This window comes from Microcoleus sp. Z1_B2, from assembly GCF_036700325.1.
In the GTDB taxonomy this organism is placed as follows: domain Bacteria; phylum Cyanobacteriota; class Cyanobacteriia; order Cyanobacteriales; family Microcoleaceae; genus Microcoleus.
The window spans coordinates 1-25,312 of the sequence record NZ_JAUBOQ010000016.1; the positions used below are offsets into that span (position 1 = coordinate 1).

34 protein-coding genes are annotated in these 25,312 nt (G+C 44.7%); 20 read left to right on the top strand and 14 right to left on the bottom strand.

All coding sequences use genetic code 11. The features are described from left to right. Positions 1 to 288: 288 nt before the first annotated feature. A complete protein-coding gene (locus QT984_RS11435; RefSeq protein WP_333058148.1) occupies positions 289 to 831 on the bottom strand; it encodes a hypothetical protein in 543 nt (180 codons plus the stop codon). 357 nt (positions 832 to 1,188) lie between these two features. Here QT984_RS11435 and rfbB point away from each other — a divergent pair, with 357 nt between their 5' ends. The 5 genes from rfbB to QT984_RS11460 all read left to right on the top strand — a co-directional run bounded on the left by rfbB (position 1,189) and on the right by QT984_RS11460 (position 6,626). Further along, on the top strand, positions 1,189 to 2,295 hold the full coding sequence (gene rfbB, locus QT984_RS11440; protein ID WP_333058147.1) for a dTDP-glucose 4,6-dehydratase: 1,107 nt from the start codon (positions 1,189 to 1,191) through the stop codon (positions 2,293 to 2,295). A 387-nt stretch (positions 2,296 to 2,682) separates the two neighbouring features. Further along, positions 2,683 to 3,534, top strand: coding sequence for a cyanoexosortase A (gene crtA, locus QT984_RS11445; protein ID WP_333058146.1), 852 nt, complete (start codon positions 2,683 to 2,685; stop codon positions 3,532 to 3,534). Further along, positions 3,534 to 4,202, top strand: a complete 669-nt coding sequence (locus tag QT984_RS11450; RefSeq protein ID WP_333058145.1) for a cyanoexosortase A system-associated protein — start codon at positions 3,534 to 3,536, stop codon at positions 4,200 to 4,202. Before crtA ends, QT984_RS11450 begins: the two co-directional genes overlap by 1 nt. A gap of 85 nt (positions 4,203 to 4,287) precedes the next feature. Further along, entirely contained in the window at positions 4,288 to 5,058 is a 771-nt protein-coding gene (gene hpsJ-A, locus QT984_RS11455) for an HpsJ-like protein, cyanoexosortase A-associated (RefSeq protein WP_333374034.1), read from the top strand. Positions 5,059 to 5,453: 395 nt separating this feature from the next. Further along, complete coding sequence (locus tag QT984_RS11460) at positions 5,454 to 6,626, top strand: transposase (RefSeq protein WP_333058143.1); 1,173 nt, start codon at positions 5,454 to 5,456, stop codon at positions 6,624 to 6,626. A 182-nt stretch (positions 6,627 to 6,808) separates the two neighbouring features. On the opposite strand, the gene QT984_RS11465 is transcribed toward QT984_RS11460, so the two are convergent. Continuing rightward, a complete protein-coding gene (locus QT984_RS11465; RefSeq protein ID WP_333374036.1) occupies positions 6,809 to 7,450 on the bottom strand; it encodes a cofactor assembly of complex C subunit B in 642 nt (213 codons plus the stop codon). Positions 7,451 to 7,554: 104 nt separating this feature from the next. Beyond that, on the bottom strand, positions 7,555 to 8,286 hold the full coding sequence (rpaB, locus tag QT984_RS11470; protein WP_071587789.1) for a response regulator transcription factor RpaB: 732 nt from the start codon (positions 8,284 to 8,286) through the stop codon (positions 7,555 to 7,557). Positions 8,287 to 8,450: 164 nt separating this feature from the next. On the opposite strand from rpaB, the gene radA reads away from it, so the two are divergent. From radA to QT984_RS11510, 8 genes are all read left to right on the top strand, one after another. Then, positions 8,451 to 10,007, top strand: a complete 1,557-nt coding sequence (gene radA / locus QT984_RS11475; protein WP_333313103.1) for a DNA repair protein RadA — start codon at positions 8,451 to 8,453, stop codon at positions 10,005 to 10,007. Positions 10,008 to 10,052: 45 nt separating this feature from the next. After that, positions 10,053 to 10,283, top strand: coding sequence for a type II toxin-antitoxin system prevent-host-death family antitoxin (locus tag QT984_RS11480; protein WP_333058140.1), 231 nt, complete (start codon positions 10,053 to 10,055; stop codon positions 10,281 to 10,283). A 111-nt stretch (positions 10,284 to 10,394) separates the two neighbouring features. Further along, positions 10,395 to 10,613, top strand: a complete 219-nt coding sequence (locus tag QT984_RS11485) for a hypothetical protein (protein WP_333054553.1) — start codon at positions 10,395 to 10,397, stop codon at positions 10,611 to 10,613. 46 nt (positions 10,614 to 10,659) lie between these two features. After that, on the top strand, positions 10,660 to 10,899 hold the full coding sequence (locus tag QT984_RS11490) for a DUF2283 domain-containing protein (RefSeq protein ID WP_333054552.1): 240 nt from the start codon (positions 10,660 to 10,662) through the stop codon (positions 10,897 to 10,899). A gap of 42 nt (positions 10,900 to 10,941) precedes the next feature. Next, on the top strand, positions 10,942 to 11,163 hold the full coding sequence (locus QT984_RS11495; RefSeq protein WP_172184599.1) for a hypothetical protein: 222 nt from the start codon (positions 10,942 to 10,944) through the stop codon (positions 11,161 to 11,163). Positions 11,164 to 11,166: 3 nt separating this feature from the next. Continuing rightward, a complete protein-coding gene (locus QT984_RS11500; RefSeq protein ID WP_333054551.1) occupies positions 11,167 to 11,496 on the top strand; it encodes a type II toxin-antitoxin system PemK/MazF family toxin in 330 nt (109 codons plus the stop codon). A 55-nt stretch (positions 11,497 to 11,551) separates the two neighbouring features. Beyond that, the gene (locus QT984_RS11505) at positions 11,552 to 12,406 is read left to right on the top strand and encodes a TIGR02587 family membrane protein (protein ID WP_333054550.1); all 855 of its coding nucleotides are present in this window, start codon (positions 11,552 to 11,554) and stop codon (positions 12,404 to 12,406) included. Next, positions 12,403 to 12,807, top strand: a complete 405-nt coding sequence (locus QT984_RS11510) for a TIGR02588 family protein (RefSeq protein ID WP_333054548.1) — start codon at positions 12,403 to 12,405, stop codon at positions 12,805 to 12,807. The genes QT984_RS11505 and QT984_RS11510 overlap by 4 nt, the downstream gene beginning before the upstream one ends. 385 nt (positions 12,808 to 13,192) lie before the next feature. Here QT984_RS11510 and QT984_RS11515 read toward each other — a convergent pair whose 3' ends face one another. The 9 genes from QT984_RS11515 to QT984_RS11555 form a co-directional block, all read right to left on the bottom strand. Continuing rightward, complete coding sequence (locus QT984_RS11515; protein ID WP_333374039.1) at positions 13,193 to 13,786, bottom strand: CPBP family intramembrane glutamic endopeptidase; 594 nt, start codon at positions 13,784 to 13,786, stop codon at positions 13,193 to 13,195. A 10-nt stretch (positions 13,787 to 13,796) separates the two neighbouring features. Then, the gene (locus QT984_RS11520) at positions 13,797 to 14,900 is read right to left on the bottom strand and encodes a DUF3326 domain-containing protein (protein WP_333374041.1); all 1,104 of its coding nucleotides are present in this window, start codon (positions 14,898 to 14,900) and stop codon (positions 13,797 to 13,799) included. Beyond that, positions 14,897 to 15,088 (bottom strand): hypothetical protein, encoded by a 192-nt coding sequence (locus tag QT984_RS11525; protein ID WP_333076025.1) that lies wholly within the window; start codon positions 15,086 to 15,088, stop codon positions 14,897 to 14,899. Before QT984_RS11525 ends, QT984_RS11520 begins: the two co-directional genes overlap by 4 nt. Positions 15,089 to 15,145: 57 nt before the next feature. Then, positions 15,146 to 15,463, bottom strand: a complete 318-nt coding sequence (locus QT984_RS11530) for a 2Fe-2S iron-sulfur cluster-binding protein (RefSeq protein ID WP_333054544.1) — start codon at positions 15,461 to 15,463, stop codon at positions 15,146 to 15,148. A 244-nt stretch (positions 15,464 to 15,707) separates the two neighbouring features. Continuing rightward, on the bottom strand, positions 15,708 to 16,253 hold the full coding sequence (locus QT984_RS11535) for a Uma2 family endonuclease (RefSeq protein WP_333298245.1): 546 nt from the start codon (positions 16,251 to 16,253) through the stop codon (positions 15,708 to 15,710). A gap of 22 nt (positions 16,254 to 16,275) precedes the next feature. Continuing rightward, complete coding sequence (locus QT984_RS11540) at positions 16,276 to 16,566, bottom strand: hypothetical protein (protein WP_333054542.1); 291 nt, start codon at positions 16,564 to 16,566, stop codon at positions 16,276 to 16,278. After that, positions 16,559 to 17,740 carry a GTPase gene (locus QT984_RS11545; protein ID WP_333374043.1) on the bottom strand — a complete coding sequence of 394 codons (1,182 nt, stop codon included), beginning with the start codon at positions 17,738 to 17,740 and terminating at the stop codon, positions 16,559 to 16,561. The genes QT984_RS11540 and QT984_RS11545 overlap by 8 nt, the downstream gene beginning before the upstream one ends. Positions 17,741 to 17,895: 155 nt before the next feature. Continuing rightward, positions 17,896 to 18,393: a DUF29 domain-containing protein gene (locus QT984_RS11550; RefSeq protein ID WP_333054540.1), complete on the bottom strand. Its 498-nt coding sequence runs from the start codon at positions 18,391 to 18,393 to the stop codon at positions 17,896 to 17,898. Between the two features lie 188 nt (positions 18,394 to 18,581). Next, entirely contained in the window at positions 18,582 to 19,121 is a 540-nt protein-coding gene (locus QT984_RS11555; protein ID WP_333374045.1) for a Uma2 family endonuclease, read from the bottom strand. Positions 19,122 to 19,229: 108 nt separating this feature from the next. On the opposite strand from QT984_RS11555, the gene QT984_RS11560 reads away from it, so the two are divergent. After that, positions 19,230 to 22,421 (top strand): type ISP restriction/modification enzyme, encoded by a 3,192-nt coding sequence (locus tag QT984_RS11560; RefSeq protein ID WP_333054539.1) that lies wholly within the window; start codon positions 19,230 to 19,232, stop codon positions 22,419 to 22,421. Positions 22,422 to 22,607: 186 nt separating this feature from the next. Here QT984_RS11560 and QT984_RS11565 read toward each other — a convergent pair whose 3' ends face one another. Then, positions 22,608 to 23,051 (bottom strand): hypothetical protein, encoded by a 444-nt coding sequence (locus QT984_RS11565; protein WP_333054538.1) that lies wholly within the window; start codon positions 23,049 to 23,051, stop codon positions 22,608 to 22,610. 149 nt (positions 23,052 to 23,200) lie between these two features. Here QT984_RS11565 and QT984_RS11570 point away from each other — a divergent pair, with 149 nt between their 5' ends. From QT984_RS11570 to QT984_RS11585, 4 genes are read left to right on the top strand one after another with little or no spacing between them, the layout of a single operon-like run. Further along, positions 23,201 to 23,413, top strand: a complete 213-nt coding sequence (locus tag QT984_RS11570) for a helix-turn-helix transcriptional regulator (protein ID WP_333054537.1) — start codon at positions 23,201 to 23,203, stop codon at positions 23,411 to 23,413. 52 nt (positions 23,414 to 23,465) lie between these two features. Next, positions 23,466 to 23,678, top strand: coding sequence for a helix-turn-helix transcriptional regulator (locus QT984_RS11575; protein WP_333054536.1), 213 nt, complete (start codon positions 23,466 to 23,468; stop codon positions 23,676 to 23,678). A 56-nt stretch (positions 23,679 to 23,734) separates the two neighbouring features. Then, complete coding sequence (locus QT984_RS11580) at positions 23,735 to 23,947, top strand: helix-turn-helix domain-containing protein (RefSeq protein WP_190735550.1); 213 nt, start codon at positions 23,735 to 23,737, stop codon at positions 23,945 to 23,947. Between the two features lie 54 nt (positions 23,948 to 24,001). After that, a complete protein-coding gene (locus QT984_RS11585) occupies positions 24,002 to 24,175 on the top strand; it encodes a helix-turn-helix domain-containing protein (protein WP_445243019.1) in 174 nt (57 codons plus the stop codon). Between the two features lie 69 nt (positions 24,176 to 24,244). Here QT984_RS11585 and QT984_RS11590 read toward each other — a convergent pair whose 3' ends face one another. Further along, positions 24,245 to 24,619: a hypothetical protein gene (locus QT984_RS11590; protein WP_333054535.1), complete on the bottom strand. Its 375-nt coding sequence runs from the start codon at positions 24,617 to 24,619 to the stop codon at positions 24,245 to 24,247. A 108-nt stretch (positions 24,620 to 24,727) separates the two neighbouring features. Here QT984_RS11590 and QT984_RS11595 point away from each other — a divergent pair, with 108 nt between their 5' ends. Both QT984_RS11595 and QT984_RS11600 read left to right on the top strand, forming a co-directional pair. Next, on the top strand, positions 24,728 to 24,964 hold the full coding sequence (locus QT984_RS11595) for a DUF4160 domain-containing protein (RefSeq protein ID WP_333054534.1): 237 nt from the start codon (positions 24,728 to 24,730) through the stop codon (positions 24,962 to 24,964). Further along, positions 24,945 to 25,253, top strand: a complete 309-nt coding sequence (locus QT984_RS11600) for a DUF2442 domain-containing protein (protein WP_333054533.1) — start codon at positions 24,945 to 24,947, stop codon at positions 25,251 to 25,253. The genes QT984_RS11595 and QT984_RS11600 overlap by 20 nt, the downstream gene beginning before the upstream one ends. Positions 25,254 to 25,312: the final 59 nt, after the last annotated feature.

The window sequence follows — 25,312 nt, forward strand, 5'->3', positions numbered from 1 at the left end:
AGGCTATGAATGCCCATTCTTGTGACTACTTTCCTATGCCTGACCTCATTCCCGAATTTCAGACCTGAATCCTTACGATGGTAGCAAGAGTTTTTTTAATTGATATTAATTCAGCGCTCGTTTGCTGAGCCGGAATATGATACTGGTGCGATCGATTCATCTGTCTATTGTTTGCAGTGCTTCGCGATCGCCATGACAAGAAATTGTAGGGTAGATAATTTAGACTCAAAAAACCTCCAATCTTGCAAGATTGGAGGTGCGCTAAGCGAATACGTTGGTTTGAGATAACTATTTGACGATCGCGCTTTGGACTTGTTCGATCGCAATTTCAGAACTCAACTCAGCAACTGGCGAAACCGGCAAATCCAGCTCGCCACCTGGAGCTTCTGGGTGTTCGCGAACGACTGCAACCGCATTTGCTGACTCAGCTACAGCACCCGCCGCCGCCAAATCGAGCAACGCCGGAACTTCCAAGTGTCCAGAAACACCTGCATCTGCGATCGGAGCCGACTCTTCAAAAACTTCAAAATTATCGGTCATCGCAGCGCAAGCAGCAGAAGCGCGCTTGCCGGCACGGTAGCTCATGTAAGCAGCACCGCCACCCAAAACTCCAGCCAAACCGAGGAAACCGATAGCTGCTGTTTTGTAGGATTTCCACGGATTAATGCGCTCCGAGCCGCCGGAACCTAGGAGGGTTGTCGCAGAACCAGATTTAGACGCGCTAGATTTGCTGTAGGAACAGGGGAAAGCAGATGCGGCGTCACCTATGGCGATGCTGCTTGCGATCGCGACTACGGAAGCAATGCCAGCTAACACTTGAAACTTCTTCATGATGCTTGGGAGATTGTAAAGGATAATTAAAAAATTAATGGTAACAGCTCTTTACAAATCTATCAACTCTGCGCGCCGTCCATATCGCGGATCGATCGCAAAAGTCAGCTATAGCCTCACGCACTTCAAATTTAAAATTGCCCGCTTAAAAAACTGGAATGGTTATTATGTAAGCATTTGGGCGAACAGATCGGTGGAAGTTCAAGTTTTGTGAACCCATACTTGGATCGCGCCCAAATTAGAAAATCTGAGGTGAGACAGTAGAAATTTTAATTACAGAGCGGCAAACACTTGGTGACAAACTACTTTTAAGGCTACTTTTGTAAAGGCTTAGTTATTGGAAAAACTCTTATTTTTATGACAGACAGCGCGAATCAAGGCATTGACCGAGCTCCTCGCCGATTGTTGGTGACGGGCGGGGCTGGATTTATCGGCTCGAATTTTGTGCATCACTGGTGCAGCAGCTATCCGGGCGATCGAGTAGTGGTACTCGATGCTTTAACCTACGCCGGAAACAGAAAAACCCTGGCAACTTTGGAAGGAGGCGAAAATTTTCGATTTGTGCAGGGGGATATTTGCGATCGTACCTTAGTCGATACCTTGCTCAAAGAAGAAAACATCACCACAGTCGCCCACTTTGCCGCAGAATCCCACGTTGACAGGTCAATTATCGGGCCTGCCGCCTTTGTTCAAACCAACGTTGTCGGAACCTTCACACTTTTAGAAGCCTTCCGCAAGCATTTTGAAGCCATTGATGAGGCATCTCTCAAAACCCAAATGCGCTTCCTCCACGTTTCTACCGACGAAGTTTACGGCAGTCTCAGCCCCGATGACCCAGCCTTCACAGAAACAACGGCCTACTCGCCCAACAGTCCCTACTCAGCCTCCAAAGCTGGTAGCGACCACCTCGCCCGCGCCTATTTCCACACCTACGGCGTCCCGACAATTATCACCAACTGTTCCAACAATTACGGCCCCTATCACTTCCCAGAAAAGCTCATTCCATTAATGTGCATCAATATGTTATTGGGCAAACCGCTGCCAGTATACGGCGACGGTCAAAACGTGCGAGATTGGCTGTACGTTCTCGACCACTGCCGCGCTTTAGATGTCGTTATTCACCGTGGTCAGCCTGGGGAAACCTACAATGTTGGCGGCAACAACGAGGTAAAAAATCTCGATTTAGTGAAAATGCTGTGTCAGCTAATGGACGAATTAGCTTCTGATTTACCCGCCCGTCCTTGCGAACAATTGATCGCATTTGTCAAAGACAGAGCCGGGCACGATCGGCGTTATGCTATTGATGCCACCAAAATTAAAACAGAGTTAGGTTGGACTCCCTCAGTAACCGTTGAAGAAGGTTTGCGACAGACTGTAGAATGGTACTTAGCCCATCGGGAGTGGTGGGAACCCCTGCTTTCGGAGGAATATCAAACTTACTACCGGAAAGTCTACTCTAACTAATCTCCTCCTGGACGCACCGGCTACAAAAAACCAGAACCAGTAAAAAACTGGTTTTCCAGCTCAAGAGTGCGTCCAACAAAGGTTTCTGTCTTGCCTTCAAGCTTTACATTTAAACTCTCGCCGCAGAAACCGGGTTAGAGAAAGGAAAATTTTTAGTTGAGTGCGATCGATCTGAGTTAAAAAACCTGTTTTCTTTTGTCTTTGCTCCTAACTTCAGATTTAATTAGGTGAAGGTAGATATCACACATATTTGCTCTTGTCAATCTTTGTGAAGATTTAGTGAAAAATCATCCCAAACGCATAAATTTAAGTGTTTGTAGCTGATAATTTTAATAGAGTTACAAGCTTAAGCATTTTAGAAGCTTTTAGGAAAAACAAAAAGCAGCAATGACCGAAATAAACTCGCTCAAGCACATCCAAGAACCTAAATACTGGCTGTTAGGCATCGCCTCCGGTTTGATTGCCATACACCTAACTCTGACTTCCCGAACAAACGACACTGACCTGTTCGGTACAATGTTACTGTTTTGGGGAGTCGTAGCATTTCTAATTTGGGAAAGGCACGAGTCTTTAAATTTTGAAAGCGGAATTTTCGCCAGCTTTTTTGGGACAGCGTTAATTGCTTTAATATTGCTCAAAAGTTCGTCGATATCGGGATACGACTTTTTTATCCGAGCAACGCCTTTTTTGTCTGGAATCAGTCTCGCCTTGCTGGCTTCCGGCACAAAAGGACTGAAACAATATTGGCAGGAACTTCTAATTCTTGCGTATACAGCTATTCCTCCCGGATTGATCGGAGTATTTGTTGATGTTCCAAAATTAACAGCTAAATTTTCAGCTTTCATCCTGCACTATGTAGGATTTGAAGTAGTGCGGAAAGGGGTTTTTCTAATCCTGGAAAAGGGAAGCGTGGAAGTGAATCACGGCTGTTCCGGGGTGAATGCGATGCTACAATTGTTAGGACTAGCTCTGGTTTTCTTACTGATGTTTCCTACCACTACGGGTCAGAAAATGGTATTGCCATTCGTGGCAATAATTACTGCATTTGTAGTGAATGCCGCGCGAGTTGGTCTCCTGGCCGTGCTGGTATCGCTATCTCAACCCGAAGCATTTAAATACTGGCACGAAGGAAATGGTTCGGTAATATTTTCGATGATTGCTGTATTTATTTTCGGGTTATTCTGTTGGTTTGCAATTTTGAAAAACCAACCCCCAAATCAGGAAGGACAGAATTGCTAATGGCTATTACCTCTTGGAAACCACTTAGGCTTTCCCTGTTGGCTGTTACTTTGGGAGGGGTTTTGTTGGTTGCCGGAAAGTTGGTTTTCTATCCATCGGACGGCAAGAATGTGGCAACCCCGTTTGAGTTTCCCGAGTCGGTGCCTCTAGCCGATTGGAAACTAAACAAGAGCGCGCTTCTGGAAATCAAGGAAAATTCAGAATTCAAAGCTGCCAGGAAATATGAATATCAAAAAAATAGCATGGCTCTAGAAATAGAGATGCGCTATGCAGTAGACACCATTGGGGATGTGGAAGGTATGATGAGGGGACATACTGTTCTCAAGTCGTCTCCTGGTAAACTAGCATTGGCAAACACTCAAGGCGCAGGGTTTCACGGAATTTTGCAACAGCAAAATCGACTGTATTTGAGTTCGTGTATCAATCCTAATGGCAGTGCTACAGTAACTTCCCAACAGTTTAGATATAATCGAAATACTCGAGATTGGCAGCCAAACCGTATTCTGTTTTGGTTGTTGGGTAGGGGAAATATTCAAGACCGGCGCTGTTTGTGGACTCAGATGTCTGTGCCTTTGGATAAAACAAATCCAGAAGATGCCAAAAAAATTCTAGAGAATGCTTGGGTTTCTTGGTATGAGTGGTGGCAGCCGCGATTCCCCGAACCTTGACTCGATTCAGTCGATTTTAGCTTTTAGCTTTTAGCTTTTAGATTTAATCCACAGGTGAATCTGGAAGCTTGAACAAGAGTCTAAAATGTTTGACTATCCACGACTTTGGTCGGGGGCTTGTATCCGTTATTGGGCGGCGTCAAGAGAGATTTTTCTTAACAACAACTCTGATTATTTTATGAATGACTTACAAGGCGAACAAGGTTTTTCTATCTACAGACTGCGTTGGATTGGCTACGGTCTATTAATTTTGTCTGTATTAGATACGATTGCAGTTCTTATACCAGCCAATTTTGGCAATCGCCTCTGGGAATTGCAAACGATTGGGGCTGTAGTGGAACGGGTGCCAGTTCCTTTACTGGCAATGGCGCTGATATTTTTTGGCGAAGGATACGAACGCCGAGGTTTGGAAGACCTTTTTTTGAAGGTTTTGTCTTGGGTTTGTCTGCTGCTAGGTCTGGTTTTTCTGTTGATGCTACCTTTGGGAATTTTTGGCACTATCTACGTCAACAATCAAAACAACCAGCAAATTACTACTCAAGCAAACCAACAATTAGCTCAGTTGCAGCAGGTGGAAGAACGGCTGAATAAGGGTAGTCCTGAAGATTTAAGGAATTTGGCGGGGGAACTTACCCGTTTGGGGGTACAAGCGGATACGCAAAACCCACAGCAATTGAAAGAGCAAATTCTTTCGAGAATTACTCCGGCTAAGGAACGGTTACAGACGCAAAGTGCTGCGGTTCAGCAAAGTCAGCGCTTGGGGTTATTTAAAAATGCGATTAAGTGGCTGCTGGGCGCGCTGATTTCTAGTGTTTTGTTTTTTACGCTGTGGCGCGGTACTGACTGGGCTCGCTAGTAGTTTTGAGTTTTGAGTTGCGAGTTTTGAGCTAGTAAGGTGCGCCTAGCGCACCCGGAGAGACTTGTTGAGGACTAAGGTGCGCCCTGCCCTGTACACGCAGCCCGCGTCTTGGTGGTTAAAAAGACCCTCAAACCCTGGAAATTTCGTTGGGGGCAGCGCTCCCTCTTCTTCTTTTCAAAAGATATTATCGGTAATAAATCTTGTTTATTGCCGATAGCCAACACCGAGAATGAGGCAAATCGCTTGTTAGCGCAGCCCTCGAAGAGGAACGCACCTTGACCAAGAAACTGGGTACAAGCCTCGCCCTTTTAGGGCGACTTTAGTTAAAACTTGTGAATAAGCGTTCCGGCCTTTCTTCACGACTGTATAATCAGAGTAGGAGGATAGAGCAAGTGTTTAACTTAACCTACGAGTACAAATTAAGACCAACGCCAGCGCAAGCAGCCATTTTTGAAGATTGGCTGGAACAGTGTCGTCGCGTTTATAACTACGCGCTGGCAGAGCGCAAGCATTGGTTTCATTCTCGTAGTTGCCAGGTTAACGCTTGCTCTATCCGCTCTGAATTTATTATTGGGGCCGAAACAAAACGACCAACTTATGCTAGTCAGTGCAAGAACTTAACCGCAGCCAGGGCAAGTATATCGGCTTTGGGTGCCGTTGCCGTACACGTTTTGCAACAAACATTGAGACGGCTTGAAAAAGCGTTTGTCAGTATGTGGGAACAAAAGCACGGTTTTCCTCGCTTTAAAAAAGCGGGAACAATGCGGTCTTTTGTCTTCCCTCAATTGGGGGTTGATCCGGTTCAGAATGGAAAAGTAAAATTACCCAAGATTGGATTGGTTAAACTTCACCAATCGCGTCCTATTCCTGATGGGGCAACTATCAAACAAGCCAGAATCGTCAAGAGAGCCAGCGGTTGGTATGTAATGCTAACCCTACAATGGGACGTGTCAGTGCCGTCGGTTATGCCACACGGCGAGGGGATTGGGATTGATGTTGGCTTAACTAATTTCATAGCAACTTCTAACGGTCTTTTAGTCAAGCGCCAAAAGTTTTTTGTTGAGGCCGAACGCAAGCTTAAATTGCTGCAACAGCGCGTCAGTCGGAAAAAGTTAGGCTCAAATAATTGGAAAAAGGCTCAGAAGAAAGTTTCTCAACTGCACGAGGACATTGCAAACTGTCGCCAAGACTGGCACTGGAAATTGTCTCACCAACTCTGTAAAGATGTGGGGATGATATTTGTTGAGGACTTGAACCTAGTAGGATTGTCTAGAGCAATACTAGGTAAACATTGCTTAGAGGCAAGCTGGGGTCAGTTCTTCACAATATTAGAGCAAACCTGTTTTAAGCATGGCGTGTACTTCCAGAAAGTAAGCACTCATAAAACAAGTCAGATTTGTCCTAGTTGTGGTGTAGAAACGGGCAAAAAAGAATTGTCAGAGCGCACCCACACCTGCTCAAGTTGTAACTACACAACTGATAGGGATATTGCAGCAGCTCAAGTAGTTCTTATTAGAGGACTTGCAGCCGTAGGGCATACGGTCAAGATGCTTTCTTGCAAGTAAATTCGTCGGAATCCCGGTGAAGGAAGAATCCTCGTACCTGATAGTCGAGGAGTGTCAAAGTGCTGGCATTGTGCAATCGACAATCTCAAATCTAAAATCTAAAATCTCAAATCCACAATCTCAAGTCTCAAATCCACAATCTAAAATCTAAAATCCACAATCTAAAATCTAAAATCTAAAATCTAAAATCGATTGATGGTATTTTCTAGTTTGTCGGCAATGCCTTCTACCCAGTTTTCATCTTGTTTTGTATAGCTGCGGGGCGCGTTAGCACCTAAGATTAAAACGCCTTGGCTGCCGATAGGTTGACAGATGACTCCTTGGGTATTTTCTGGCAAATAGTCAAATTCAATTTTGCCGGGATAAATATTGAGATTTACTAAATAAATTGGTTTGTTTTTGTCGAGCACTCGCTGCAAAATCGGCCCCGGTTTGACTTCGGGATTGATGCCTAAAATACCGCGCCGCAATAGGACTTTTCCTTGATACACAATTACGATCGACCTTGTGGCGGTATTTGTCAACAGCAAACGCGACGCCCAGGCTAATTCTATTTTCACAGCATCCGGCAAATCCGGCGCAAATTCAAAACCTTCTTCGCCGATAAGTTTTACCGAATCGGGCGATCGCGCTTGCACCTGCTGCCACAGCAAACCTGTTAAAATCAGCAGAGCGCTGATAATTACTCCCAAAGCGTCCGATCGAGCTTGAGAATCTGTAATTTGCTCTGTCAGCAATCGGTTTACCATTAGCAGCGTACCTGCTAACCCTCCTGCAACTAAGGGCAATTGCCGCAAAACTTTATTGGGATCAGATTTAGTCATTAGTCATTAGTCATTAGTCATTAGTCATTAGTCATTAGTCATTAGTCATTGGTAATTGGTAGTTGGTAATTTAAGTAATGCCAACTGCCAACTGCCAACTGACTTTATCCTACTTCCCCAATTTCGACAATTCGCTGGAAGAGATAGCCGGTGCCGCGGGCGGTGAGAATTAATTCGGGATTGCTGGGGTCGTCTTCCAACTTTGCCCTCAGCCGCGAGATGTGAACGTCCACTACGCGGGTGTCTACGTGGCGTTCTGGCGTGTATCCCCAGACTTCCTGCAAAATTTCCGATCGCGAAAAAGGCTCTCCAGAACGGCTGACAAGCAGTTCTAACAGGCTGAATTCCATGCCCGTGAGGCGAATTCGCTCGTCGCCTTTGTAAACTTGGCGCTTGTTGGTGTCAATCCTAATGTTGGTGACGTGGATGACTCCAGAACTGGGAATTCCCGATGCGCCGTTTTTGTCTACCCGGCGCAATACCGAACGGATACGGGCTTCTAGTTCTTTGGGAGAGAAGGGTTTGACGACGTAATCGTCGGCGCCCAATTCTAAACCGGTGATGCGATCGGCTACGTCTCCCAAAGCAGTTAGCATGATGATAGGCACGTCTGACTCTTTTCGCAACTCCTGACAGACGCCGTAACCGTCTAGCTTCGGCATCATCACGTCCAAAACCACTAAGTCGGGTTCGGTGTTGCGAAATGTTTCGAGAGCTTCTTCGCCGTCAGCAGCGGTGACGACATCGTAGCCAATCATGGAAAGGCGAGTCTCCAGAATGCGACGGATACTGGCTTCGTCATCGACTACCAGAATTTTTTCTTTATGGTTTTCCAAGTTACCGAGCACTCCTTAAGTTACATTTCAGATAATGTTATTTTTTTGTACCCTATCATAGAGGACACAAATTGAATCATGGGCGGCGATCGGTCTGAAAGCTTGATAATTGCTTTAAATCAGACTTTTCTAAATGTTAGGGTGACTATTTATCATAGTAAACAATGCCTAAGCCTCGAATACAATATATTTGTCGGGAATGCGGGTATGATTCACCACAATATTTTGGCAGATGTCCTAGCTGTCAGAAGTGGGATTCTTTTGACGAGCAGTTAGAACAACCTACTGCTGGTGTGCCGCGGGCTGGTTTAACTGGGGTGACAACTAAGACAGTGGGCGGTTCGCCCCCTGATAAGTCGAAGGGTCAACCAAGGGTATCTTTCAGATTATCGCAGATTGCTGACCAAACTCAGTCTCGCTGGCCTTCTGGTTACGGGGAACTCGATCGAGTTTTGGGAGGCGGGATTGTGCCGGGATCGCTGGTGTTGATTGGGGGGGAACCGGGAATCGGGAAATCGACGCTGCTGTTGCAGGTGGCGAATATGTTGGCCCGCAAGGATCGGATACTGTATGTCAGTGCGGAGGAGTCCGGCCAGCAGGTGAAGTTGCGATCGCAGCGTTTGGGCGTGGCTAATCCGGTTGAATTGTCAAGCAACGGCGGGCATAAATCTGGCAGTAACGGGGAAGCTAAAAAGGATTCGGAGGACAATTCAGCGGAGAATTTCTATTTGCTTCCAGAGACGGATTTAGAAGTTGTTTTGCGGGAGTTAGAAGCGCTGAAACCGAATGTGGCGGTGATTGACAGCATCCAAACTATTTATTTTGCTAGTTTAACATCGGCTCCGGGTTCGGTGGCTCAGGTGCGGGAATGTACGTCTGCTTTGATGCAGGTTGCGAAAAGGGAAAATATTACTTTATTTATTGTCGGTCACGTTACGAAAGATGGAGCTTTGGCGGGGCCGAGGGTTTTGGAACATTTGGTAGATACTGTACTGTATTTTGAGGGCGATCGCTTTGCTTCTCATCGACTTTTGCGATCGATGAAAAACCGTTTTGGCGCTACTCACGAAATTGGTGTTTTTGAAATGGTAGCCAACGGTTTGCGAGAAGTAGATAATCCGTCGGAGTTATTTTTAGGGAATAGAGATGAATTTTCGCCCGGTACTTCGACGACTGTTACTTGCGAAGGAACTCGACCTATTTTAGTAGAAATTCAGGCGCTAGTCAGCCCTGCAAGTTTCGGTTCGCCGCGCCGTACTACTACTGGTGTGGACAATGGTAGATTGCAGCAAATTTTAGCTGTTTTGGAGAAAAGGGTGGGGATTCCTTTATCTAAATTAGATGTAATTTTGGCGTCGGTGGGCGGGTTGAAGGTGGACGAACCGGCGGCGGATTTGGCAGTTGCGATCGCCGTTGTGGCCAGTTTTCGCGATCGGGTTGTTGATGCGCGCACAGTTTTGCTTGGAGAAGTTGGTTTGGGAGGACAGGTGCGGCCGGTTTCGCAATTAGAGTTGCGGCTGAGGGAGGCGGCGAAATTGGGTTTCAAAAGGGCGATTATTCCTAAGAATCAACCCGTACCAGAGTTAGGGATGGAGATTATTCCGGTGGCGAAGGTAATCGATGCAATAATTGCGGCGATTCCGGCTACACCGGCTCAGTTGCAGTCGGCTGATATGGAATTACAGTCTGTTGATTTGGAGGAAGAGGATTTGTTGAATTGAGTTAGAATTGTGATGTTATAAATTGATAGTAAGGAGGCACGAATTATGTATCAAGTAGACATTGTTGAGGCAAAAGAAAAGCTTCTGGAATTAATCGAAGCGGCAATGAGAGGCGAAGAAGTGGCGATTACTCAAGATAACCAGCCTGTTGTAAAATTGGTAGGAATTCCCAAACAAGCTAAACCCAATCGGCAAGCAGGAAGTGCCAAAGGAATGGTTTGGATGTCCGATGATTTTGACGAACCGCTAGAAGAGTTTAAGGAGTACATGGAATGAGGTTGTTGTTGGACACTCATGCCTTTATTTTGATGCTTATGCGATGATCGCACGAGTGTGGTGAATTAAGTTAGTGCAAAAATAAAGAGGCAAAAAGGAGGTAATAGCAACGTGAGCGTTAGATTACATCCCCATGCTCAAGCACGATTGATTGAGCGAGGTGCAACTGAGGCAGAAGTAATTGCTACTGTTGAAAGTGGCACAACTTTTCCGGCTCAATTTGGCAGAACCGGATTTAGGCGCAACTTTTCCTTCAATGCTGAGTGGCAGGGAAAAGTTTATGCTATTAAGAAAGTGGAGGCGATCGCAGCGTCAGAAGGCGAAGACTAGATGATTATCACTGTAATTGTCAAATTCTTTTGAGCAGGAGGTTCCCGTGAAACTGAGTTACGATCCGAGATACAACCTAGCTTATATATACCTGCAAGAAAAAACCGCACAGGTAAAAACTATCCAGGTTAGGGAGCAAATGAATGTGGATATTGCCCCAGACGGTACTATTTATGGAATTGAATTACTCAATGCAAATCAACAATTAGGGGCAGATAGTCAAGGAAAACTGATTGTAATCAACGAAGCTTTGGGAGATTATTCTGAGATTAAACTCGCACTATAACTGTCTTAATAAAATTAAGTTCAATACAGATTAAAACCTACCATGAAAGCCTACGAGTTTCCAGCAAAAGTCACAGATGAAGGGAAAATAGAATTTCCCGATACTCTCTTAAAATACTTGGCAGCTAACCAAGAAGTCCGAGTTATTGTTCTGGTGCAAGAACCAACTGACACAGAAGAGGAAAACGCTGCTTGGCAGATCCTTGCTGCTGAGCAATTATTGGCTGGTTACAGCGAGGAAGATGCTATCTACGACAATATTTGAAATATGCCCAATTATCAATCAGGAGAAGTTCTCTTACTGGCACTACCGTTTGCCGATGTAACAACATCAAAACTCCGTCCTGTGCTGGTACTTTTGGATGCAGGAGATGAAGATATTGTTGTTGCACGAGTGACAAGTCAAACAACTAAGACTGTTTTTGATATTGAGATTGTAGAATGGGAGCAGGCAGGTTTTTTGCGTTCGTCAGTGGTTCGACTCCATAAGGTGAACACAATAGAAAAGCGTTTGGTCAATCGTCGATTGGGAATTTTAACCGCTAGCGACTGGACGCAAGTTAGAGAAAGAATACAACAAATATGGTATTCTATTTGAGCCAGTTTAAAAAAATATTTACTTGCCCAATTTTTGACGTGCGTTTTCACGAAACATGAAAAAATCAAAAAGACTTAAAAATCAGTGGTCAAAGGAACTAAACGACATCATTCGAGGTGCATCTGGTGGCTTTTTGTTCGGAATTCCGCTGCTTTATACGATGGAGGTTTGGTGGATCGGTTCCTATACTACACCAGCGGAAATGTCGATCGCGATCGCAACTACTTTTCTCGTCGTTTTCTTGTTGACTCGCACGGAAGGTTTTCGCAAAACTCAAGAGATCCGCTGGCTAGATGCTGCAATCGATACCGTAGAAGCGATCGCCCTTGGCATTGTCTGCGCGGCTTTTGTCCTGTTTTTGCTCAGGGAAATTACCCCGGAGACTCCGCTGCAAGAAACTTTGGGGAAAATCATCTTTGAAGGCCTGCCGTTTGCCTTGGGAGTAGCCCTGGCCAACGGTTTCTTGAGCGGCGATCGCTATCAAAGTTCAGACAGTGAACAGGAACCTACCATTAATGCAACTGTAGCAGATATCGGCGCTACTTTAATCGGCGCGATGATCATTGCTTTCAACATCGCCCCAACTGACGAAATTCCCATGCTAGCGGCAGGTATTTCGCCACCTAGGCAATTAGCAATTATCGCCGCTTCCCTGCTAATTTCTTACGGTATAGTATTTGTAGCAGGCTTTACTTATCAAGCAAAAAGGCAGCAGCAGCAAGGGATTTTTCAGCGTCCTCTCAGCGAAACTGTCATGGCCTATTTAGTGTCCCTGGCGGCTTCTGCATTTATGATGTTTTTCTTCCACAAACTCACTTTTGACGACCCGTGGTCGCTGTGGTTGAACTATACGTTAGTATTGGGATTGCCGGCGGCTGTTGGCGGCGCCGCGGGGAGGTTGGCGGTATGAGTGAAAGTAATAACGAACAGCAACAAAAAAGAACTTTTGCTGAATGGGTGACATTTGCGATCGCCGGCTTGATCCTCTTTGCCCTCACCGGACTCGTACTCTACAACTGGGTGACTAAAAAGCAGGAACCTCCGGTTATTTCTGTCACTCGGAACACGCCTATTCGCGAAAATCAAGGGCAATTTTACGTGCCGTTTACAGTAACTAATACGGGCGGCGAAACGGCAGAATCAGTGCAAATTATGGCCGAACTCCGCGTCAACGGTGAAGTTGTAGAATCCGGCGACCAACAAATAGATTTTTTGTCAAGCGGTGAAACTCAAGAAGGAGCTTTTATTTTCAGCCGTAACCCCAGTCAAGGTGAGTTGATTGTGCGATCGAGCAGTTACAAACTGCCTTAACAAGGTTTTCAACTCTCGTTTCCGGTAAGTGTGACCCTCATAAAATCCTGTCGCTGGGTGGGGGCGGGTTTAAAAATACCTTGGTTATTAAGCAGAGATACGGGTGAACCCGCCCCTACAAAATTTACGTTTATTGACCGAGAATTTTTTCATGGTACCCGCCACGTGATTTATCCGTGGAATCAATCCAAAATCTAAAATCCTCAAGCCCCCGAATTTATCTCGCGCAAGTCAATCCAAAATCCAAAATCTAAAATCTAAAATAGAATGACTCGGTATCACGTTAAATAGACATAATTCCCGTAGGGGCGGGTTCACCCATCTCTCCAATCGAGTGAGAGATTCATTAAACCCGCCCCAACCTCGATATTGTAGTGCGATCGAGCTAACGCTTCACGAGATTGTGTTCCCACTTCCAAACACAGCTAGAAATCAAATTTGTGCAGATATGAGCCGTAATTGGCACTAACAAATTCCCAGTAGCTAAAACACTGTAACCCAACAGCAATCCGACAGCCGTTGCCCAAACAGCATAAGGCCACTGATCCAGGGTTCCCAAGTGCAGAATACCGAAACAAAAACTCGATAAAACTAAACCGGTAACATTCAATCCCAAAGCAGACAGCATCACGCCTCGAAATAGCAATTCTTCGCTAAGTCCCGGCAGGAGTCCCAGCCAAATTAAATCCGGCCAAAACAAAGGTTTGAGCACTACTTCCAAGTAAACATCCGCACTGCGGCGATAACCGGGCCAGAGTTGATAAACGATCGCACTGCCGCCTGTAATTGCCAGTCCGAGCGCACATCCTTTGAGCAAGTCCATTCCTATCAATTTGACTGGCAAAAGCGATACCGATCCAAATAGTAACCACAATTTAGCTACCGCCAGCAACATAATTGCTGTCACGCCCATTGCTACTAAAATTTGGGTGCGCGTCAAGGGTTCAATTTCAGGATTTCCGGGAAGTTTTTCTGCCACTTAATCACTTTTAGATTTGAGGTTTGAGATTTGAGATTTGTTTAGTTGAGTCAGACAAACAACGCAGGGGGGAGATGTCTGCGCCCAAGGAAGCTGGACTGATGCCCGATCGCAAAGCGACCAAAACTCCGATCGCCTCTAAATATGAGTTTACCTGCAAAGCTTTGATTCCGAGTTTTTCTGGAGTCGCCTGCATCTGGGTTTTGTTGTCGCCGACAGCGATGATTTGTACGGACGATCGCGCACTCAAACTCAGAATAGCACTGCCGCCGCAGGCTGTGGCGGGTATCACTACCGCATCGACTCGATCGGCGGTAATTGATAATTGATTGTGCTGCTGGCTTTCTGGCGCTACCAATTGAGGAGCTTTGCTGAGTCCGGCAAGCACGCAAGGTAGGAAAGTATAGCCGATTTCCTCAGCAGCCGATCGCGGGGACAGGTGCGGATCGAGGGGAAGTGGGGAAAGCGCAGGGGCGTGGGCGCAGGGGATTTTAAACGTCCTGACGATGAGGTGGCTGATCACAGCTTCCGCGCCGGCGAGGGGGTCAACTCCTTTGCCACGGCGGTAGTTTTCGAGGGCGAGGCTGCCTTCATCGTCGGGAAATCTGGCTACAACTGCGATCGCCTCTACTCTTGCTTGTGTGATTAATTTTTCTGCCGCGCGCAATAAACTGTCTGGATTGCCGATCGTCCCCCAGGATGCCCCGGATTCGGAAATACGCAATTCTACTTGCAGGGGGCGATCGGTTAAAACCCAATCGGTTATATTCAAACCCAATGTAGCTCTCGCTGCATCAGCCGCTTGCAAGTGGCGCAACTGCAAGTCTGGTTCAATGCCGGCATCGAGGATTAAGCCGATGCGATTTTGATGTACCGGTTGCAGTCCCCAGCATCCCGCAGCAAATTTGTCAAGAGCGTAACCTTCAACGTAGAGAGCGTTAGGTATCGGCCAATAAAGTTGAGCGCCGTTGAGGACGTTGGGGTGAGTGATCAGGGTGTCTGAAATTTGGGCGATCGCCCTAGCCACGGGCAGCGCATCTCCTGCAAACCCCCCGATCGAGGCTCCAACGCCTGTGGGGACTATCAAAACCACTGTCAAAGGGCGGGGGTTCACGATGTTGCGGGGGATGCTTCCACGAGCACGTAGCCTTCTACCACAGCCTTTTGCCGATCGACATCCACGTCTGTGACTGCCCACCGTAGGGGTTCGCCGTGCTTTTGCAGTTCAATTTCAATAGCCGAGTGCAGTTGCTCGGCGGTATCGTGGAGGTCAACTTCTGCGGAAATGAAATGGGTGGTCATAGGGCGATCCATAGTGGTTTTACCGCTAACGGTACTTAGGTCAATTTTAGCTTAGTGCTAGGATTTACCGAATTGGCGATCGTAAACAATGTCTTCTTTTTCTGTTTCTATCTTCAAGTTCGATCGGGGATAAGCAACACACAGCAACACATAACCTTCTGCCTGAAGTTCGGGACTAACGCCCATGCCATCAACTTGATCAACTTGACCCTCAATAATTTTAGCAGCGCAAGTAGTACAAACCCCCGCATTGCAAGAACTCGGCAACTCAATGCCAGCGGCGTTGGCGGCGCGGAGAATTTGTTTATCTTCGGGTACTTCTACGGTATAGGTAGAGCCTTGGTGGATCAATTCAACAGTGTAAGTCTTAGACATATATCAATTATTGGTTTTAATTCCCCAATTGGAATTTACGCTAGATTTGGAAACAAAGCAATCAGTATTTTACCGCTGTTGGTGCTTTTGTGCAATTTTACAACTGCATTTTTTATTGATAATTTTTTTTATTAATTGGCCGGGCGAGTGAGTGGCATTTTGTCAATGACTTTTTCACAAATTATTACAAACCTCACGGCGGAACTGTGCCACAAAGCACTTATACCTAATTAATTTTTTGCCTTCAAGCCAACAACTCATCAACCGCAAGACTAAAACCCGGCAGCACTAGCTGAGTGCTGACGGTAGAACCCAGGTTAAAAGTTAACTTTTGAGTTTGAGTCATTATCAATATCCAGCGACTTTCTGGAAAAACTATCCAAACTTCCAGACAACCCGAATCTAAATACTCTTGTGCTTTAAGAAAAATCTCTTCCGCAATATCAGTAGGAGAAACTATTTCAGCAATTAACAGCGGGCTTTGAGGCAAAGTAGGAACATCGCCATATTCAGCAACAAGTTCAGCAGTCAGATAAGCTACATCAGGGCGGCGCACTCGCCTGTCAGTACGACAAGGAACTTCTGTATAGACTTCGCCGCATTGTCCGCTAGAATCTTTGTAATTTCCCCAAGCACGATCTAGTCTAGATTGGATTCGACTGTGTTTTACTGTCATGCCATTTTTCTCCGCGATTTGCCCGTCCACCCATTCCATATCGTCGGTGGGACTGGCTATAAAGTCTTCTAGAGAAACATTGTCTGATAAAACGGCTGTCATTACCATAGCCATTTACTCCCTTTTGCAGAATTCACTAAATTATAGCAATCTTTGGTAATTGGTAATTGGTAATTGGTAATTGGTAATTGGTAATTGGTAATTGGTAATTGGTAATTGGTAATTGGAACTGAGATATTGCACCATTTTCAGCAACAGGCTTTCCGGCCTGTTCCACAAGAAAATCAATATCTTTGTGGAACAGGCAGGAAAGCCTGTTCATAAAAGGCTTATTGAGAATGGTGCAATATCTCAGTTGGAGTAACAAAATAACCCATGCCCTATGCCCTATGCCCCATGCCCCATGCCCCATGCCCAATTTACTCAATATTAATTTGATTGGGTGGTTTAGGTTGATTCGGTTTGTCATCCTTCAAAGTTTTACGCCCAGAACTAGCATAATCCTTATACAAATCCACAAACATCTTTGTCAACTGCTGCAAAGAAAGTTGTTCCCCATTAACTTGAGCTTTCATATAAGCTTTAAGCACTTCAATGTAAGCCAAACCGAGGGCAAGCGTGAGAGTTGCCGCCGTTGCACCAGAGATAGCACCGCCGACAACTGTACCCGCACCAGGAATCATTTTAATCAAATTAGTAACAATACTTCTGCCAACAGCAGTCACCCCACCAGCGCCGCTAATAGCAGACAGCATCGCCGAAATAAACCCCTTATCAAAGGGCATTCCAAAAATCACAGTAATATTAGCAATCATGGCCGTTTGCATCGTCATCAAAATCGGCGCATCAGCAAAGGGTACAGGAGTCGCACCGACAATTGCAGAACCTGCAACATAAGCACTTAGATACTTAAATGCCATATCGGATTTGAGCGCAATATTTGCAATTTGTTCTTTAACAAAAGCTTTTTTAGCTACTTCCGGCAGCAGTTGAAAAGTTGCATCTACCAACTTATCTAAACCGTGAGATTTTACTGTATAATCCTCATCAATTTCTTCCGGTTCAGCCATGACGGGGATGATTTGACTGACTGGCAAATTCATGTGTTCCAGTTGCTTGAAAAACTCGCTCGGCTTTTTAGATGTGGTCTGAGTCAGCACTAAAAGAACTGGTACATCTTTGACTTCCATTTCTTTTAGCCAGCTTTCCTCCACAGATTCTATTCTATTGGCGCTGTGATTGATGCAGTACCAGATGACGTGAATGTGTTCTTTTGGGTGCAGGAGTCTTTGGTCTTCAATCAGTTTAGCAACGTTTAATTGAATAACTTTAATTTGTTCGGCGTTAAGTTCGAGTCCGGGAGTATCGTAGACTGTAATGGGGCAATTCGGTTTTGTATATTGGCGAATGCCTTGAGTTATGGGGCGGCCGACTCCGGTTTCTGCTAAGCGTTGGCGAAAAACGGAATTTATTAGGGTACTTTTGCCGACGCCAGTTTTGCCGATGACTAAAACATTGCACTGTCCCACTTGGTCTTCTGCGTCTTTGAAGGCGTAATAACTTCTATTTAAAAGCTCGTCTAAGGAAAAGTCGTCTGACATGGCGGTTTGCTCCGATAATGGTGGGATATTAATTCAATACCACCGAATAGAATTCCGATGCTCTACAAACGAAGTCCGCAAAGGCGGACTGGGGGAGTATTAAATATATTGTAGCAATTTGATTTCAGAACCAGTGGAAAGGATATCTGATTCAATTATTCAATATTTTCAGGATTTTCAGGCTGCTCGCTGTCAGGCGGTAAAAAATCAGGATTAAGAACTTCTTCTTCAGTAAATGGAGACTCTGGGGGAAATATCTGAATAGATAAACCTGTTTCATCTGCGGCTAATTCCCTAGCATCTTGATAAGATTCATTAAAAATTTCTTCAAAAAAACGATATAAACTTGGACTGGTTTTGAAGGTATCTCGGATGCGTTGACGATGTTCACGAATGGTGTACACCCAACTATTTGTTCGTTTTTCTGGCTGATATTTATACTTAAGTAAGTGCATTAAAAGTACCCTTAAATTACTTTTTAAAGCATTCTTATCGCTTTTTCCCATACTTTCCAGTTCCTCTAGTAAGTTCTCTAAATCTATTTCAGAAAACTTTCCCTCTTTCAATAAGTTGATTGTTGTCTGTAACCAAAGATAAAAATCCCGTTCATAAAGAGATGTTATTGCAGTTGTTATTGATTGGATAGTTGTCATTTTGTTTGACTCCATTTCTTGGTCATCAACCTAAGAATATTGTAGTAGTAGGTTGCGTAGCCCTTCGACTCCGCTCAGGAACCGCGACAGCGAACCCTCCGCTAAATGCTCCGCCCAACAAATCCCAGAAATTGTTGGGTTTCGTAAACTCAACCCAACCTACTGAGTTTCGGATTTCATAATTTAGTTTAACCTAGCAATCCATCGACATCGATGCTAAAACCGATCAGGATTTGTTGGGTGCTGGCGGTATCGCCGGCTCGAAATGTCAATATTTGATTTTGAGTCATCACGAATATTAAACGACTTTCGGGAAAAACTAGCCAAACTTCCTGACAGCTAGATTCTAAATATTCCTGTGCTTTGAGAAAGACATCTTCAGCGATATCGGTGGGTGAAACTATTTCGGCAATTAAAGGGAAACTTTGGGGTAAAGTGGCAAGATTGCCAAATTGTGCAACTAATTCGGGTGTGAGATAGGCGACATCGGGACGGCGAATTTGTCGGTTGGTACGGCAAGGAACCTCGACATAAGCCTCTCCCCCTTGGCCGCTTGAATCTTTGTAATTTTTCCAAGCATCCCCCAGGCTTAACTGAATTTTACCCGTCTTTAGTGTCATGCCATTTTTCTCCACAAGTTGGCCGTCTACCAATTCCATGTTGTCGGGTGGCTCGGTGATGAACTCTTCTATGGTAAGATTATCCTGTAGGGCGGCAGTCGCTCGCATAGGTGTTTCCTCGATTTTAAATAGTTCGCTAATACTATTATCGCTGATGCCGTGGGAATTGTTGGGGGCGATAGGTGCGGGCAATTCCCTACGGGATAGCTACCCCGCGTGTACTTTTATTTTGTTTTGTTTGACGGTAAAAAAGTTACAATATCGCTTAAAATTAAATCAGCAATTTGCGATCGCCCATCCCCCATGCCAAATCTCAACCTCAAGCCAACCCACCAACCTGTTAAAGCATATTACAATGCCCTGGGACAATTTGCGAAATTGGGGATATCTCACGAATTAGCAGTAAAGGATGCTTTTGCCGATTTGCTAAAGTCTTGCTGTCAGCAATTTGGGTGGACGCTGGTGCCGGAAAAAGAGATGAAAATCGGCAACAATAAGCGGATCAGAGTTGATGGGGAATTAGTGCGCGCCGACAGTCTCAGACACGGTATCTGGGAAGCAAAAGACACCCATGACAAGCTGGAACGCGAAGTTAAACAAAAATTTGCTGTTGGCTATCCCAAAGATAACATTATTTTTCAAGCACCGGAACGGGCAATTATTTGGCAAGGCGGCAAGCAACTCTGTGATGAAGATATCACAAAACCGCAATCCCTAGTCGATACGCTGAAGCTATTTTTTGAATACCGAACTCCCGCTATCGCCCAGTGGGAAGTCGCCGCCGCTGAATTTGGCAGCAGAGTCAAAGATTTAGCCGGAAAAATGATTAGTTTGATTGACGGACAACGCAAAACTAACAAAAGATTTATTGAAGCATTTAATGACTTTACCGCCGTCTGCCGCCAATCAATTAACCCCAATCTCTCCGAAGCTGCTGTCGAGGAAATGCTAATTCAGCACATCCTCACGGAACGCATTTTTCGCCGCATTTTTGACAACCAAGATTTTACCAACCGCAATATCATCGCTGTTGAAATCGAAAAAGTTATTAATGCTTTAACTTCTAAATCTTTCAGCCGCGACCATTTCCTCGGAGAAGTTGACTATTTTTACCGTGCCTTAGAAGAAACCGCCGCTACAATTGATGAATTTAGCGAAAAACAGCACTTTCTAAACACCATTTACGAGAAGTTTTTCCAAGGATTTGCCATCAAGGTTGCGGACACTCACGGCATCGTTTACACTCCTCAACCGATTGTGAATTTCATGGTCAAAAGTGTTGAGGATATCTTGCAAAAAGAGTTTGGCAAATCCTTAAGCGATAAAGGAGTGCATATCCTAGATCCTTTTGTGGGGACGGGGAATTTTATGATGCGGGTAATGCGGGAGATTCGGAAAACGGCACTACCGCAGAAATATGCTGACGAATTGCACTGCAATGAATTGATGTTACTGCCTTATTACATTGCTTCGATGAATATCGAACATGAGTATTTTGAGGCAACGGGGACTTATCAACCATTTGAAGGTATTTGTTTAGTTGATACTTTTTCTGACCAAAAAGTACAGCAACTTTCTTTGTTTACGGCGGCAAATACAGCTAGGGTAGAGAGGCAGAGAAGTTCGCCGATTTTTGTTGTTGTTGGCAATCCACCTTACAATGCTTTTCAAATTAGTGAAAATGATAACAATAAAAATCGCAAGTATGAAGAAATAGACCGCCGCGTTGCCGAAACTTATTCTAAAGACTCGAAAGCAACTAATAAAAATGCACTGTCAGATCCTTATGTGAAAGCGATTCGCTGGGCATCGGATAGAATTGGTGATGAGGGGATTTTAGCTCTTGTAACTAATAACAGCTTTGTCAATGATATTGCTTTTGATGGAATGAGAAAAAATTTAGCGAAAGATTTTAATAGCATTTATGTTTTAGACTTAAAAGGTAATGTCAGAAAAGACTCAATGCGTGAAGGCATAGCCATCGGAGAAAAACATACCATATTTGGTTTGGGAGCAATGGTGGGTATATCTGTAACATTTTTTGTCAAAAGGAAACAAACTGAAGGCTGTAAAATCTTTTATAATGAGGTGGATTGGAAAGCAACTAGGAAAGAAAAGTTTGAGTTGCTGGAAAAAGCAGGAACAATTGAAAAGCTAGAATGGCAAGAAATCACCCCCGATAAAAAAAATAATTGGCTAACTGAAGGGTTGCAGGATGATTTTGAGACGTTGATACCGATTGGTGGTAAAGAAGCTAAAGCTTCTAAGAAAATGGATGAAAGAGTCATTTTTACGTTATATAGTAATGGAGTCCAAACCAATCGCGATACCTGGGCATATAATTTTACAAAAGATGATTTAGTGGAAAATATTAGATTATTTATAGACAATTATAATCACCAAGTTTATCGCTGGCATCATCTAAGAAAACCGGGGGATACTATTGATAACTTTGTGGAATATGAGGATACTCAAATCAAGTGGAGTAGCCGTCTAAAAGAATGCCTTGCAGCCAATGTCAAAACCGATTTTAATCCTGAAAAAATCCGGCTTGCACTTTATCGCCCTTTCAGTTTGCAATTTTTGTATTTTGATGAAGTTTTAACTCATCGTCGCGGTCAATTTCCCTATATATTTCCTGTACCAGATACTGAGAAAGAGAATCGAGTAATTGCCGTGACAAATCACTCCCAAATTCCCTTTCTAGTACAGATGACTGATTGTATGTCTGATGTGGGAGTAGGGGGGCGTCCCGGACAATGTTTCCCATTCTACATCTACGATGAAGACGGCACAAACCGCCGCGAAAATATCACAGACTGGGCGCTAACAGAATTCCGCAGCCACTACGAAGACGACAGGATTACCAAATGGGATATTTTCTATTACGTCTATGCTGTTTTGCACCATCCCACCTATTGCACTCGCTACGCGGCCAATTTGAAACGGGAATTGCCCCATATTCCCTACACTCCCGATTTTCATTCTTTCGCTAATGCGGGCAAACGTTTAGCAGAAATTCACGTCAATTACGAACAGCAACCCGAATATCCGCTTAAGTGGATAGAAAATACTGACGTGCCGTTAAATTGGCGGGTAGAAAAGATGAGATTGAGTAAAGATAAAACTCAACTGATTTACAACGATTTTCTCACCTTAAGCGGCATTCCCTCTTCAGCATTTGAGTACCGTCTGGGGAACCGTTCTGCGTTAGATTGGGTAATAGACCAGTATCAATTCAAAACTGATAAACGGAGTGGAATTGTTAATGACCCGAATCGCTTGGATGACGAACAATACATTGTCCGGTTAATTGGCCAAGTCATCGCAGTCAGTTTGGAAACTGTGCAAATTGTCAGCAGTTTGCCGAGTGTGGGAATAGGAGAGGAAGATATTATTGACTCTTAGACTGGAATGATGCTGCATGGTATCATCACTTTGGTTTCTTGCCCTGAACTTATGCCAATTCTTAAAAGTCGTAGCTCCCGGCACCGGACACGGCATTGCCGTTTCCCTACGGATATGGGGTACAATCTTGTAGCACTACTTTTTAGGTCACGAGTTCGTAAGTCCAGTTATAAAAAAACACAGCATTTAGAAATGTTCCAGCAGAGATTTCTCTTGGGCGTAAACTTTTCGCAGCGACTCCAGGGCTATTCGACTTAACATCAATTTAATCACCCCCACCAAATTTCCCCACTCGAACAATTCAGAAACAGAAACAGCTTTATGAAATCTATCCGCATAGAAATCCACCCAAAAATCCGGCGCGTGTCTCTGTTTCTGACTCGCTATCCGCCGCTTCCAATAACCAAAATCTAAACCAGAGGGCGATTCCACTCCCAAAACAGGCGGAAAGTCGGCATAACTCACAAACCGACTCATCCCTTTAGCGTGCACGTACAGGATATGCGCCCAGCACTCGAAGCGATATATTTGTTCTACCTTGATTTTGAGCAGCCGCGCGATCGCCTCTTTCGTCACAAACCGGCTCAATCTGTGTCTGGGGGTTGATTTTCGCGAAAATTTTGTTAACATGATGTTAAGCAAATCCTTTGTAAAGAGTGCAAACTTTTGTAAAGGGATTGAATTTGGATAGGCGATCGTCCTTGAGTTTTCCAGGCCTAGGGGCGATCGCTTTTTACATTATAATTGTATGACCTATATCAATCATCTGTCAAGAGCTTATGGGCTTAATTAGATTACGGGTTCGAGAGTTTGCTGCTGAGAAAGGCTGGACGATCAAAGAGGTTTCAGAGCGATCGGGGGTAGTCTACAGTACGCTCAGAACCTATGCCCGATCGCCCGGATTAGCAACAATTGACGTGACAGCCTTGGACAAGTTGGCGAGGACTTTTGACGTGATGGTCGAAGATTTGTATGAGATTGTCCAAGATTAGCCGATCGCTTTTTACGATAAAATTATCCCAAACTAAATCTAGTGGTCTGTCAATGGGTTTAATTAGATTGCGGGTTAAAGAATTTGCTGGTGAGAAAGGCTGGACGATCAAAGAGGTTTCTGACCGATCGGGAGTCAACTACAGCACCCTCAGCACCTATTCACGTTCTCCAGGAATGGCAATGGTTGATTTTACTTGTCTGCTCAAGTTGGCACGTACTTTTGACGTGATGGTGGAAGACTTGGTTGAGGTCGTCAAAGAGTAGTCGATCGCTTTTTGGGATAAAACTATCCGATGATGGTACACCATCATTTGTCAAGTATGGGTTTAGTCAGGTTAAAAGTCCGAGAACTAGCTAGCGAGAAAGGCTGGACGCTGAAAGAAGTTTCAGAACGATCGGGAGTAATTTACAGCACCGTCAGACACTACGCCCGCTGTCCGGGAGTGTCAACCATTGACTTTATTTCTATACACAAATTGGCTCGCACTTTTGATGTAATGATTGAAGACTTGGTGGAAATTGTGCAAGAGTGAGCGATCGCTTTTTAGGATAAAATTTTATCCCAGACTAAATCTAGTGTTCTGTCGATGGGTTTAATTAGATTGCGGGTTCGAGAGTTGGCTGCTGAGAAAGGCCCGACGATCAAAGAGGTTTCTGAGCGATCGGGCGTAGTCTACAGTACCCTCAGAACCTATGCCCGATCGCCCGGATTAGCAACAGTTGACGTGACGGCCTTGCACAAGGAAAGCGAGGACTTTTGATTTGTCGATCGAAGATTTGTATGAGATTGTGCAGGAATAGTCGATCGCTTTTACGAACTAATTATCCACTCAATATTGTTCGACAGTTGCTAGCATCTGATTGACAGACTCACCCCGTTGTAGTGCTTCCCAATCCGATGTAACAGGTTGGTAAGAACAGTAACACACCACAATTCGCTCCTCAGTATCGGAAGCAGAAAACTGCTGAACGCGAGTAACTACCCAATCTCCATCTTTCCCGTGGGTGACTCCATTACCGGGGTCAGATAGGTTTTCATAATCGCGGGTTTTGTCCCCTACTTGAGGAATTTCTGGGTTTTCTTCCCAAGTCCAATTTTCCCAAAGTATATTAGTGAGACCGCCCCTCGGCATAAGCTGACGTTCTTCCCAGCCCGGAGCACTCATGCTTTCGGTTTTGTAGACAATCCAGATTTTTTTTGCCATTTTTTTAAAGACGATCGCACAATCGCGTTCAATACTTCGACTATATCAGAGATGAAAGCTCGTGCATCGGTTAAAATAGAGAAGTAATTTTGCGATCGATAAGTCTGAATGCCTACGTTACTCCGAGTCGGCCCATACCGTTTCTTCTGCTATGCGGGCGATCGGGATGAACCACCGCACGTTCACGTTGAGCGCGATCGAGAAGAAGCTAAGTTTTGGCTTAGTCCAGTTCGCCTTCAAAATAATAAAGGCTTCAATCGTACAGAAATCAATGGCATTCAGAAACTTGTTGAAGAACATCAACAGCAGTTATTAGCAGGTTGGAATGACTTCTTTAATGGTTGAGTTACTAGAAATTCCCCAAGCACAAAACGTAGTCCTTACAGACGACGCGCTAACAGTCGATCTATCCGATGGTCGTACTATTTCTGTTCCTTTAGCTTGGTATCCTCGGCTATTGCACAGCACACCAAACGAACGCAATAATTGGCGATTTATTGGTGGAAATGAGGGAATCCACTGGTCTGATATTGACGAAGACATTAGCATCAAAAATATCATTCTCGGTAAACCCTCTGGAGAAAGTCAGAAGTCATTTCAGCGGTGGTTAGAGGAACGCGGGAAGATAGTCTAATAACAAATCTGGCTTAAATACCCTTCTTAGTCTCTTAGAGAAGGACTTCGTTTGTGTAA

Coding starts and splice junctions, on each gene's coding strand:
- radA (WP_333313103.1), top strand. CDS start 8,451: ATGCCTAAGCCTCGAATACAATATATTTGTCGGGAATGCGGGTATGAT.
- QT984_RS11590 (WP_333054535.1), bottom strand. CDS start 24,619: ATGGCAAAAAAAATCTGGATTGTCTACAAAACCGAAAGCATGAGTGCT.
- QT984_RS11465 (WP_333374036.1), bottom strand. CDS start 7,450: ATGACTAAATCTGATCCCAATAAAGTTTTGCGGCAATTGCCCTTAGTT.
- QT984_RS11510 (WP_333054548.1), top strand. CDS start 12,403: ATGAGTGAAAGTAATAACGAACAGCAACAAAAAAGAACTTTTGCTGAA.
- QT984_RS11595 (WP_333054534.1), top strand. CDS start 24,728: ATGCCTACGTTACTCCGAGTCGGCCCATACCGTTTCTTCTGCTATGCG.
- QT984_RS11530 (WP_333054544.1), bottom strand. CDS start 15,463: ATGTCTAAGACTTACACTGTTGAATTGATCCACCAAGGCTCTACCTAT.
- rfbB (WP_333058147.1), top strand. CDS start 1,189: ATGACAGACAGCGCGAATCAAGGCATTGACCGAGCTCCTCGCCGATTG.
- QT984_RS11435 (WP_333058148.1), bottom strand. CDS start 831: ATGAAGAAGTTTCAAGTGTTAGCTGGCATTGCTTCCGTAGTCGCGATC.
- QT984_RS11565 (WP_333054538.1), bottom strand. CDS start 23,051: ATGTTAACAAAATTTTCGCGAAAATCAACCCCCAGACACAGATTGAGC.
- QT984_RS11480 (WP_333058140.1), top strand. CDS start 10,053: ATGTATCAAGTAGACATTGTTGAGGCAAAAGAAAAGCTTCTGGAATTA.
- hpsJ-A (WP_333374034.1), top strand. CDS start 4,288: ATGTTTGACTATCCACGACTTTGGTCGGGGGCTTGTATCCGTTATTGG.
- QT984_RS11575 (WP_333054536.1), top strand. CDS start 23,466: ATGGGTTTAATTAGATTGCGGGTTAAAGAATTTGCTGGTGAGAAAGGC.
- QT984_RS11545 (WP_333374043.1), bottom strand. CDS start 17,740: ATGTCAGACGACTTTTCCTTAGACGAGCTTTTAAATAGAAGTTATTAC.
- QT984_RS11495 (WP_172184599.1), top strand. CDS start 10,942: ATGAAAGCCTACGAGTTTCCAGCAAAAGTCACAGATGAAGGGAAAATA.
- QT984_RS11555 (WP_333374045.1), bottom strand. CDS start 19,121: ATGCGAGCGACTGCCGCCCTACAGGATAATCTTACCATAGAAGAGTTC.
- QT984_RS11600 (WP_333054533.1), top strand. CDS start 24,945: ATGACTTCTTTAATGGTTGAGTTACTAGAAATTCCCCAAGCACAAAAC.
- QT984_RS11550 (WP_333054540.1), bottom strand. CDS start 18,393: ATGACAACTATCCAATCAATAACAACTGCAATAACATCTCTTTATGAA.
- QT984_RS11535 (WP_333298245.1), bottom strand. CDS start 16,253: ATGGCTATGGTAATGACAGCCGTTTTATCAGACAATGTTTCTCTAGAA.
- QT984_RS11570 (WP_333054537.1), top strand. CDS start 23,201: ATGGGCTTAATTAGATTACGGGTTCGAGAGTTTGCTGCTGAGAAAGGC.
- QT984_RS11505 (WP_333054550.1), top strand. CDS start 11,552: ATGAAAAAATCAAAAAGACTTAAAAATCAGTGGTCAAAGGAACTAAAC.
- crtA (WP_333058146.1), top strand. CDS start 2,683: ATGACCGAAATAAACTCGCTCAAGCACATCCAAGAACCTAAATACTGG.
- QT984_RS11580 (WP_190735550.1), top strand. CDS start 23,735: ATGGGTTTAGTCAGGTTAAAAGTCCGAGAACTAGCTAGCGAGAAAGGC.
- QT984_RS11500 (WP_333054551.1), top strand. CDS start 11,167: ATGCCCAATTATCAATCAGGAGAAGTTCTCTTACTGGCACTACCGTTT.
- QT984_RS11525 (WP_333076025.1), bottom strand. CDS start 15,088: ATGACCACCCATTTCATTTCCGCAGAAGTTGACCTCCACGATACCGCC.
- QT984_RS11450 (WP_333058145.1), top strand. CDS start 3,534: ATGGCTATTACCTCTTGGAAACCACTTAGGCTTTCCCTGTTGGCTGTT.
- QT984_RS11585 (WP_445243019.1), top strand. CDS start 24,002: ATGGGTTTAATTAGATTGCGGGTTCGAGAGTTGGCTGCTGAGAAAGGC.